Annotated in this window: 5 protein-coding genes; 4 read left to right on the plus strand and 1 reads right to left on the minus strand. The window is 71.0% G+C overall.

All coding sequences use genetic code 11. The features are described 5' to 3' along the window. Window positions 1-20: 20 nt before the first annotated feature. The 4 genes from SS2_RS03760 to SS2_RS03775 all read left to right on the plus strand — a co-directional run bounded on the left by SS2_RS03760 (window position 21) and on the right by SS2_RS03775 (window position 9,251). Window positions 21-1,412: an MFS transporter gene (locus SS2_RS03760; protein ID WP_066461223.1), complete on the plus strand. Its 1,392-nt coding sequence runs from the start codon at window positions 21-23 to the stop codon at window positions 1,410-1,412. Beyond that, complete coding sequence (locus tag SS2_RS03765; protein WP_083941699.1) at window positions 1,400-1,828, plus strand: ArsR/SmtB family transcription factor; 429 nt, start codon at window positions 1,400-1,402, stop codon at window positions 1,826-1,828. Before SS2_RS03760 ends, SS2_RS03765 begins: the two co-directional genes overlap by 13 nt. A 403-nt stretch (window positions 1,829-2,231) precedes the next feature. Further along, complete coding sequence (locus SS2_RS03770) at window positions 2,232-8,135, plus strand: rhamnogalacturonan lyase family protein (RefSeq protein ID WP_245643338.1); 5,904 nt, start codon at window positions 2,232-2,234, stop codon at window positions 8,133-8,135. A gap of 129 nt (window positions 8,136-8,264) precedes the next feature. Further along, on the plus strand, window positions 8,265-9,251 hold the full coding sequence (locus tag SS2_RS03775) for an aldo/keto reductase (protein ID WP_083941701.1): 987 nt from the start codon (window positions 8,265-8,267) through the stop codon (window positions 9,249-9,251). A gap of 63 nt (window positions 9,252-9,314) precedes the next feature. Here the strand turns inward: SS2_RS03775 and SS2_RS03780 are convergent, their stop codons facing one another. Beyond that, the gene (locus SS2_RS03780; RefSeq protein WP_169796254.1) at window positions 9,315-11,282 is read right to left on the minus strand and encodes a glycosyl hydrolase family 18 protein; all 1,968 of its coding nucleotides are present in this window, start codon (window positions 11,280-11,282) and stop codon (window positions 9,315-9,317) included. Between the last annotated feature and the right edge of the window lie 46 nt (window positions 11,283-11,328).

The following is an 11,328-nucleotide window of genomic DNA, read 5'->3' on the forward strand; positions in this document are numbered from 1 at the left end:
ACAAGGCGAAAACTGGATGGATGACTCATCCGCTGGAGCGTCCCGTCTACCGCCGGCTCTTCGCCGCGCAGGTGGTCTCGCTCGTGGGGACAGGGCTGGCGACGGTGGCGCTGAGCCTCGTGGCCTTCGACCTCGCCAGCGGGTCGGGCGGGTCCGGCAGCTCGGCGGGGCAGATCCTGGGGACCGCCTTCGCGATCAAGATGGTCGCCTACGTCACGGTCGCGCCGCTCGCCTCCGCCGCCCTGACCCGGCTGCCCGCCCGCTCGGTCCTGGTCGCCGCGGACGCGGTGCGGGCCGGCGCCGCGATCATGCTGCCCTTCGTCGACCAGGTGTGGCAGGTCTACCTCCTCGTCGCTCTCCTCCAGGCCGCCTCGGCGACCTTCACCCCGACCTTCCAGGCCGTCGTCCCGCGGGTGCTCACCGACCGCGGGGAGTACACCGCAGCGCTGTCCCTGGCCCGGATGGCCGAGGACCTCGAGACGGTGCTGTCCCCGGTGCTGGCCGGCGGTCTGCTGCTGGTCGTCGCGGCGCCGACGCTCTTCGTCGGCACCGCGGCCGGCTTCGTCGCCTCGGCCCTGCTCGTGCTCTCCGTCGTGCTGCCACCGCCGCTGCGGTCCCTGGCGCCGGATGCGCCGCGCACCGCACGCGGCGCACGGTCTGCGCGCGGCGCAGAGTCCTTCGGCCAGCGGCTGCGGGGCGGGGGAGTGCTGCTCCTGGGCTCCGCCCCGCTGCGCGGTGCGCTGCTGCTCGGCCTCGCCGTCGCCGCAGCGGGGGCGCTGGTGCTCGTCCAGACGGTCGTCATCGTCCGGGAGGTCTTCGGGCTGGGGGCGTGGGCGCTGCCGGTCGCCCTCGCGGCCAACGGCCTCGGCTCGATCATGGCCGCCGCAGCGCTGCCCCGGGTGCTGGCTGCCCGGTCAGAGCGCGCGGTTATGCTCGCCGGCGCAGCCCTGACCGTCGCGGCGACGGCGCTGGTCCCCGCCGTGCTGACGGTCCGGGGCGAGGCCGGCCTCGTGCTGCTGTGCGCCGTGTGGGCCATGGTCGGGGCCGGATGGGCCGCCGCGGAGACCCCGGTCGGACGGCTCATCCAGGCCGAGATCGCTCCGCGCGACCTGCCGGCGGCCTTCGCCGCCCAGTTCTCCCTGTCTCATGTCTGCTGGTTGATGACCTACCCGCTCGCGGGGTGGTTGGCCGTGACGACGGCGCCCTGGGCGCTCGCGGCGCTCGGGCTGGTCGCCGTGTGCGGGGCGGCGGCGCTGTGGCCTGCGGGTCCGCCGACTCGGCCCGCTCAGCCGCGCCGGCTGCCCGCGAGCGCGGGGGTGAACGCTGCGCCCGGCGACGCCCTCGGTGCTGACGCAGCTGGGCGCGCTGCCCGAGGCGTGGACCCTGACTCCGTGACAGCATGGCTGAGGTGAGCACAGGGCTGCGTGAGGGTGCGGGGACGCGGGGCACGGCTGGTGAGCCAGGGCCCGCGGCCGCTGGCGCGCTGACTGCCGGCTCGGCGTCGGATGTCGACGGGTCCGCGGACGGCGGCCTCAACGAGGCCGTCGACATCCTGCGCCTGCTCGCCGACCGGACCCGGCTGGAGATCCTCGTGCTGCTCAGCGAGGGTGAACGAGCGGTCGGGGCGATCGCGGCCGCCGTCGGGCGTCCTGTGCCAGGCGTCTCCCAGCACCTGGCCAAGCTGCGTGGCGGCCATCTCGTCACCGCGCGGCGCGACGGGACGACCGTCTACTACGCCTTGAGCAGCGAGCATGTGGAAGCGCTGGTCACCAACGTCATCCAGCACAGCGAGCACGTGGTCTACGCCGTCCCGCCGCACCACCGATGAGGTACGTGACCTTCTCGGGCTGTTGACATCGAATGTCCTGTCTGTCAGGGTCGATGCACACCGGGAAGCGCTTCCCGGATGAGGTGATCCCCGCACGTGAGCTCAGGGACGAGTCTGCATGCGGGATTGAATCGATTCACGCGGGTGCGCAGAAGCACCCGGGGAGCGGCTCGAGGTGGATCACCGCACAGCACCACGCACGACACCGCAGGCCCCGCACCACCCACGACCGCACGACATCCCACGACACCGCACGACCACGTCCGCCGACGACCGTGGCAACAGCGCCCCGGTCACCTGCCCGCGACCCGGTCCCAGGACCCGGCGCGACGTGCGCCCATGTCGCAGGCACGCCGCCTGCGTCGGAACTCCCCGATCGAGCTTCCACGAGCAGGAGACCTTCATGGATCGCACCACACCACCCGGGGCGCACAGCCCCGGGGCACCACGCGCGGGATCCGCCCGCGCACATGCGCTGGCTCTGCCGCGCCGCACCCTCATGCGCACGGTCGCCGGCGTCGCCGCCGTCTCGACCGCGCTGACCGGCTTCGCCGCCGTCCCCGCCCTCGCCGACGACGCAGACCCCGCGCCCCTCACCCGGGTCTTCGACTTCGGCACCGCGACCAGCCCGGTCGCCTCCGGCGCCGACCGGGTGCACGAGACCCTCACCTACACACCCGACCGCGGCTTCGGCGTCGTGCCGGCCGACGGCGTGACGCTCGCCTCCCGCGACCGCGGGGCCGCCCAGAGCGACGCCGACCGTGACTTTGTCATCGGCACCGCGTGGTCCTTCCTCGTCGACGTCCCCAACGGCACCTACGACGTGACCGTGACCTCGGGCGACACCCTCGCCGGCACGAGCACCACCAAGACCAGCGTGTCCATCGAGGGCGCGGCGGCCGGGACGCTCCAGGCCCGGCAGGCCGTGGTCAGCGAGACCTGGCGCGCCGTGGTCTCCGACGGCCAGGTCGAGGTGTCCTTCACCGGGGCAGGGGTCGGGGCGTACGTGAACTCCGTGACCCTCACCCCGGTGGCCACCGACCCGGGCACCGAGCCGACCACCGACCCGGGCACCGAGCCCACCACCGAACCGACCACCGAGCCCACGACCGAGCCGACCACCGAGCCCACCACGGACCCGGGCGACCCGGCGGACCCGCTCGACCCCGCGCTCAAGGCCCCGGCCTGGGGGCGCATGGCCCAGGTCACCTCCGAGGCCGTCACCGTGCGCTGGGATCAGGTGGCCGGCGCGACCGGCTACGTGCTCAGCCGCTCGGACGCCCCGGACGGGACCTTCACCGAGGTCGGCCGCACGGGCGAGCGGATCTTCACGCTCGAGGACACGGCAGCCGACACCTCCGTGGTGAGCTTCTACCGTGTCGCCGCGACCACCTCGGCGGGCCGGTCCCCGCACTCGGCCGTCACCGCCAGCCCGATCGTCACCCCCGCGCCCCTGCCCGAGGACGGCGTGCTGCGCCTCGACTTCGGCTCGGGCGCAGTGGCCCCCGGCTACACCGCCCTGGGCCCGGACGCCGCCTACACGAGCGAGACCCGGATCGGCTTCGTCGAGCCGGGCAAGGTCACCTCGACCGACCGCGGCACGAGCGACCCGGTGCGCACGGACTTCGTGACCGTGGGGGACACCGAGCTCGTCGTGGACCTGCCTGACGGCGACTACACCGTCTCACTCGTCGCCGGCGACCCTGCCGGTCCCACGACCATCGCCGTCACCGCCGAGACGATGGCCAAGGTCCAGTCCACGACCAAGGTCGCCGGGGAGCACCTCGAGATGTCCTTCGACGTGGCCCTCGTGGACGGTCAGCTCAACCTCGAGATGGCAGGCGACGCCGCCAACCTCAACGCCCTGACCATCACCAAGAAGGCCGATCGCACCGCGGCCGCCACCCCGACGGCGTACATTACCGGTGACTCCACGGTCCAGACCTACACCCCCGAGTACGCGCCCCAGGCCGGCTGGGGCCAGATGATCGACCGCTTCTTCACCGACAGCGTCGCCTTCAAGAACCACGCCATCGGTGGCCGCTCGACCAAGAACTTCATCTCCCAGGGCCGCCTCGACGAGGTGCTGCGCCAGATCAAGCCGGGGGACTACCTCTTCGTCCAGTTCGGGCACAACGACAACTCCTACGGGGTCGACGACCGCTACGCCGGCCCGGCCGACTACGAGAACTACCTGCGGACCTTCGTCGACGGCGCGATCCAGCGCGGGGCGACCCCGGTCGTCGTCACGCCGGTCTCGCGTCGAAGCGTCGATGCCGCGGGCACGTTCACCGTCTCCTTCCCGGAGTACGTGGCCGCCGCGACGGCCCTCGCGACCGAGAAGGGCGTGCCGCTGGTGGACCTGTCCCGGTCCAGCCGGGAGTACCTCGACACGATCGGCTTCGAGGCCGCCAAGTCGGTGTTCCTGCACGTCCCGGCGGGTGTCTACCCAGGCCGCCCGGCCGGCACCGCCGACGACACCCACTTCCAGGAGTACGGCGCCATCCAGCTGGCTCGCCTCATCGCGGCGGAGGTCCAGGGCCTGGGCATCCCGCTGTCCGGCCTCGTCGACGAGGTCGACCTGCCCGACGCCGTCCCGGCTGCCCCCGTCTCGGTGGTCGCCGGCGACGTCTCCAACGCCGGCGCCCTCATCAAGTGGGCCGCCGTCGAGGGTGCGGACATCTACAAGGTGTTCCGCAAGGACGCCACCGCGACCGACGACGCCTACGCCCTCGTGGGGACGTCCACCCTCGCCCAGCTCGCCGTCGGTGGCCTGGCCGAGGGCGCGTCCTACGACCTCCGCGTCGTGGCGGTCAACGGACGCGGGGACTCCGCGCCCTCCGCGCCCGTGCGGGTCACCACGACCAACGCGCTGTACAAGTTCGACATGCAGCTCGCCGGCAACCCGCTCATGCCCGGGTACACCGAGGTGAACGAGAAGTCCAGGTACACCAAGGCGATCGGCTACGGCTTCCTCGACATCACCGGCCTGACCGGACGCGACCGCGGCGCCGGCTACACGCCGCCGCCGAACGCCCTGCAGCGAGACTTCCTGCTGCCCAGCCCCACCCAGGTCTTCGCCCTCGACGTGCCCAACGGCACGTACGCGGTCAAGACCTACAACGGTGACTGGATCGGCTCGAGCCGCACGAACATCACCCTCGAGGGCAAGGACTACGGCGCCTCCAACGCCGGGACCGCATCGGTCTCGGAGAAGATGAGCTCCCCGGTGCTGGTCACCGACGGCCAGCTCAACCTGGCCATCTCCGGCACCGGCGCCCGGCTCAACGGCGTCGAGGTCACCCCGCTGCTGCTGGCTCCCGGCCAGCTCGCCCTCGACGACCTGACCATCACCGGCCAGGAGGTCGCGGTCGCGCTGTCCTGGCAGGGGGTCGACGCCGCCAGCTCCTACCGGGTCTACCGCAAGGCCGCCACGGCCGACGCCCCGGTGCTCGTCGCCGAGCAGGACGGGACCTCCCTCGTGGACTCGGGGGCCGCCGTCGGGCAGGCCTACACGTACACGGTGACCGCGGTGGACGCCACGGGCATGGAGTCCGTCGCGTCCAACCCGCTCGAGGTGACCACGATCGATCCGGACGTCGCGGTGCTCGCTGCGCCCACCGGGCTCACCCTGGGCGAGGTCGGCAAGAACGACGTCACCTTCTCCTGGGAGGCCGACGACGGCGCGCTGTTCTACTCCGTCTACCGGGCCACGACCGCGGGCGGGCCGGCGACCTTTGTCGCCAGCACCCCGTCGGCCACCTTCACCGACACCACGGTGCTGACGACCGTGCCGTACTTCTACGAGGTCACCGCCGTCAACGCCGGTGGTGAGTCGGCTCGCTCGGCCCGCCTGGAGTCCACCGCGGACACCACGCTGGTCCGGGCGATGGAGTACCTCGACCGGGCACCGGTCGCCGTCTCCACCGACGCCGGGGTGTACCTCGGCTGGCGGATGCTCGGCCTGGACCCCGAGGGCATCGCCTTCGACATCTTCCGGGACGGCACCAAGATCACCGAGACCCCGGTCACCGGGTCGACGAACTACGTCGACGCGGACGGCACCACGGACTCCGTCTACACCGTCCACCCCGTCGACGCCGGGACGCAGTCCGCGGCGACGGCGGAGTTCGGTGTGTGGTCGGGCGGGTCACTGGACATCCCGCTCGACAAGCCGGCCGACGCCTACACCAAGGACGGTCAGCCCTACAGCTACTACGCGGGCGACACCTCGGTGGCCGACCTCGACGGCGACGGGCAGTACGAGTACGTCGTCATGTGGTCTCCGAGCAACAGCAAGGACAACTCCCAGTCCGGCTACACCGGGACCGTCTACCTCGACGCCTACACGCTGGAGGGCACCAAGCTCTGGCGCATCGACATGGGCCACAACATCCGGGCCGGTGCGCACTACACGCAGATGATGGTCTACGACTTCAACTCCGACGGCCGGGCCGAGGTCATCGTCAAGACCGCCGACGGCACCGTGGACGGCGTGGGCACCGTGATCGGTGACGCATCCGCCGACTACCGCAACTCCGGTGGCTACGTGCTCACCGGACCGGAGTTCCTCACCGTCTTCGACGGCCTCACCGGCGCGGCGATCGACACGATCGACTACACCCCGCCGCGCGGGGACGTCGGGGCGTGGGGGGACACCTACGGTAACCGGGTGGACCGCTTCCTCGCCGGGGTGGCCTACCTCGACGGGGAGCACCCGAGCGCGATCTTCAGCCGCGGGTACTACACCCGCACCGTGCTGGCCGCCTACGACTTCGACGGGACGAGCCTGCACCAGCGCTGGGTCTTCGACTCCGACGACGCCGGTGACCAGTGGGCGCACCAGGGCAACCACAACCTCTCCGTGGCCGACGTGGACGGTGATCAGAAGGACGAGATCGTCTTCGGCTCGATGACCATCGACGACGACGGCACCGGCCTCTACTCCACCGAGCTCGGGCACGGCGACGCCATGCACCTGTCCGACCTCATCCCGGACCGTCCGGGCCTGGAGGTCTTCGCGGTCCACGAGAGCATCGGGGACTCCGGAGGACGCGCGGCGACCATGCGCGACGCGGCGACCGGGGAGATCATCTGGGACATCCCCGGGACCCGTGACACCGGTCGCGGAGCCGCCGGCGACATCGACCCCCGGCACCCGGGCGCCGAAGCCTGGGCCATCGGCGGGGACTACGCGTGGAACTCCTCCACCGGGTCGCTGCGGAACTCCTCCGGGGAGCAGATCAGCACGGCCATCCCGGCAGCGAACTTCCTCACGTGGTGGGACGGAGACCTCCTGCGGGAGATCACCGACCACGACTTCGACGCCGTGACCCGCGTGGGCGTGCCCTCGGTGTCCAAGTGGGACTGGGACGCCAGCGCCTCCGTCCGCCTGGAGACCTTCACCGGCACCCGGACGAACAACGACACGAAGGGCAACCCTGCGATCCAGGCGGACCTCTTCGGCGACTGGCGCGAGGAGCTCGTCTACCGCACGGACGACTCGACCGCCCTGCGGATCTTCACCACGACCGACGTCACCGAGCACAAGCTCCGCACCCTCATGCACGACCCGGTCTACCGCCTGGGCGTGGCATGGCAGAACGTCTCCTACAACCAGCCCCCGCACACGAGCTACTTCCTCGGCGAGGGCATGACGACGCCGCCGGCTCCGTCGATCAGCTACGTCAACGTCCCCGTCGCCCCACCCACCGGCCCCCTGCCGGCCCGGGGCACGCTGAGCGACGACAACGGCTGGGACACGGGCCTGCTCGACGGCGACTACACGGTCACCATGAACCTGTGGTGGGGCCAGAACGCGACGAGCTTCACGCTCTTCGAGGACGGCCGGGCCGTGGCGACGGTGCCCCTGACCGACGCCACCCCGTCGGCTCAGAAGGCCTCCGTCCCGATCACCGGGAAGGCGAACGGCACCTACGTCTACACCTGTGAGCTGAGCACGGCCGGTGGCACGGTCGGAGGCCCGCAGGGCTCTTGCGGCGAGCACACCGTCGTGGTGCGCGACGCCAGCCCGGCGACCGGGACCCTGTCCCACGACAACTGGGACGGGGACGGCAGCTACACCGTGTCGATGAACATGTGGTGGGGCTCGAACGCAGCCACCTACCGCCTGTACGAGAACGGCGCGCTGCTGGACACCCAGACGCTGGCCGCCTCCACCCCGGCCGCCCAGAAGGCAGCCACCCAGGTGACCGGGCGGGCACCGGGCGTCTACGAGTACCGCGCCGAGCTCGAGAACGCCGCGGGCATCACCCAGACCCGGACCCTCCTGGTGACGGTCCGGTAGCCCTGCCCGTGGGGTCCGTGGACGGCAGCAACCGTCCGCGGGCCCCACGGCCCTGTCCGCCGGGTGCACGCCCGTCCCCGACCACCGCTCCGACGTGCAGACACGCCCATGACCTGCCACTGTGAGCAGATGAGCGTCAATCTGAGCCCGCTCGGCCTGGGGGCCGCGCAGCTGGGCAACCTGTACCGCGTCACGACGGAGGACGAGGCCGCCGGCGCCGTCCGGGCGGCCTGGGACGGTGGCATCCGGTACTTCGACACCGCCCCGCACTACGGGCTCGGTCTGTCCGAGCGGCGCCTGGGTGCCCTCCTCGCCCAGTACCCGCGTGAGGAGTACGTCGTCTCGACCAAGGTCGGCCGGCTGCTCGCGGACTCTCCGGAGACGGCCGACGAGCAGGACGAGGACTTCGTGGTCCCGGCTACCCACCGCCGCGTCTGGGACTTCAGCCGTGACGGCGTGCGCCGCAGCATCGAGGAGTCTCTGGCCCGCCTCGGCCTGGACCACATCGACGTGGCCTACCTGCACGATCCCGACGAGCACTGGTACGAGGCCTCCTCGCAGGCCGTCCCGGCGCTGGTCGAGCTGCGCGAGGAAGGCGTCGTGCGCGCCGTCGGCGTCGGCATGAACCAGACGCCGATGCTCACCCGCTTCGTCCGCGAGACCGACATCGACCTCGTCATGTGCGCCGGGCGGTACACCCTGCTCGAGCAGGGCGCCCTCGCCGACCTCATGCCGGCCGCCGTGGAGCGCAACGTCGGCGTGGTCATCGCCGGAGTGTTCAACTCCGGGCTGCTGGCTCGTCCCCGTCCTCCCGAGGACGCCCACTACGACTACGCCCCGGCCCCCGCCGAGCTGCTCGCCAAGACCAACCAGATCGCCGACATCTGCGAACGCCACGGCGTCACCCTGCCCGACGTCGCCCTGGCCTTCGTCCGGGCGCACCCGGCGGTGGTGTCCACGGTGGTCGGTGCGCGCGGCGCGGAGCAGGTCGAGTCCGTCCTGGCGCACTCGCGCACGCCGGTGCCCGTCGAGGTGTGGGAGGAGCTGCGCAGCGCGTGGCTCATCGACCCGATGGCGCCGGTCCCGCAGACGATGCTGCCTGACATCCAGCTCTAGCCGGTCACGACAGACGCCCGCCAGGACCGGAGTCCTGACGGGCGTCTGGTGTGTCGGATCCGGTTACTTCTTCAGACCTGACTGGATGGCGGTGATGAGCTCACCGTTGCTGGTGTCACCGGACAGCTCCCAGAAGAAGGCGCCGCCCAGCTTCTGCTGCTTGGCGTAGGCCATCTTCGTGGTGATGGTGGCGGGGGTGTCATAGCTCCACCAGTTCCCGTTGCAGAAGGCGTAGGCCGTGCCACCGACGGTTCCGGTGGGCGGGCAGGTGACCTTGAGCTCCTTGTAGTCCTCGATGCCGGCCTCGTACTTGCCTGCCGCGGGACCGGTGGCCGAGCCACCCGGGGCTGACTGGGTGACCCCGGTCCACCCTCGGCCGTAGAAGCCGATGCCGAGCAGCAGCTTGTTCGAGGGGATCCCCATGCCCGTGAGCTTGGTGATCGTCGTGGCGGAGTCGAAGCCAGCCTTCGGCATCCCCGCGTACGAGGTCAGGGGCGAGTGCGGCGCCGTCGGGCCGTTCTTCTCCCATGCTCCGAAGTAGTCATAGGTCATCGGCATGATCCAGTCGGCGTACTGCGCGCCTCCGGCGTAGTCCGCCGCGTCGATCTTGCCGCCCGCGGTCGCGTCGGCACCGATCGCCGAGGTGACCAGATCCGTGCCGAACTCTGTGCGCAGCGCGGACATGACGTTCTTGTAGGAGGAGAAACCGCTCGTGTCGCAGGTCAGACCGCAGGCGTTGGGGTACTCCCAGTCGACGTCGATGCCGTCGAAGACATCAGCCCAGCGCGGATCCTCGACGAGGTTCCGGCAGGACTTGGCGAAGGCCGTCGGGTTGGCCGCCGCCTGGGTGAACCCACCGGACCAGGTCCAGCCGCCGAAGGACCAGATCACCTTGAGGTCAGGGTGGAGCGCCTTGAGCTTGCGCAGCTGGTTGAAGTTCCCGGCGAGCGGGGAGTCCCACGCGTCGGCCACACCGTCGACGCTCTGGGCCGCGGTGTAGGTCTTCTCGTAGTCGGCGTAGGCGTCACCGATGGTGCACTGACCGTTCTTGACGTTGCCGAAGGCGTAGAGGATGTGCGTGAGCTTGTCGGCTGAGCCGGACGTCTCGATGTCCTTGACGTGGTAGTTGCGACCGTAGACGCCCCAGTTGGTGAAGTAGCCCACGACGCGGGCGTTGGGGTCACCCGGGGTGGTGACCGGCGGCGTGGTGGGCGGGGTCACCGGGGGCGTGGTGGGAGGAGTGGTCGGCGGGGTGGTGGGGGGAGTGGTGGGAGGGGTGACCGGGGCGCAGGTCCCCAGGTCGGTCCACGGTCCCCAGGCGCTCGCGCCGGGCTTCTCGTTCTGGGTCCACCACTTGGCCTTCCAGGTGTGGCCCTCGGAGGTGACCTCCTTGCCGCTGGTGTAGGCGGTCCCGGCAACCCAGGCCGGCGCGACGCAGGTGCCCGGCTGGGGGTTGGTGGGGGTGGTCGGCCCGGGAGTCGGCTCCGGGGTCGGCTCAGGGGTGGGCTGCACCGTCCCGTTGGTGACGTTGATGTCGACGCAGGAGTAGAACGCCATCGCGGTGTTGGAGACGTTCCAGCGCGCGAGGATCGTGTGCTTGCCGTTGGGGAGGTTGGTCAGGGAGTGCGAGATGGTGCTCGACGGCTGCGCGCCGCCCTGGTCGAAGGTCTTGTAGAGCTTCCCGTCGAGGAAGTACTCCCACAGGCTCGTGTTGTGCGCGGCGGTGAGCTTCCACTTGAGCTCGATGCTCGAGCCCACGTTCGTGACGGGCCAGGGCTTGGACGCGTCGTCGAGGATCGAGAAGGCGGCGTTGCCTCCGCTGCACTGCAGCGATCCCTTGGGCGCCTCGACGCTCTGCGGCTCGTACTTGACCTGACCACAGTCGAAGGACGTCGCGCCGGTGGCGCAGTTGTCCTGACGGCTGGCTGGGGACGTGACCCAGCCATGGGCCTCCGCGCTCGGGGCGGAAGCGATCGGGATGATCGCTGCCGATCCGAGGACGACGGCGAGAAGTGCTGCACGAAGCTTCATCGGGATCCTCACTTTAGGTCGGACATGACGTGCATGGCGTGGGCGT

It is taken from the genome of Sanguibacter suarezii NBRC 16159 (assembly GCF_001552735.1).
Taxonomy (GTDB): domain Bacteria; phylum Actinomycetota; class Actinomycetes; order Actinomycetales; family Cellulomonadaceae; genus Sanguibacter; species Sanguibacter suarezii.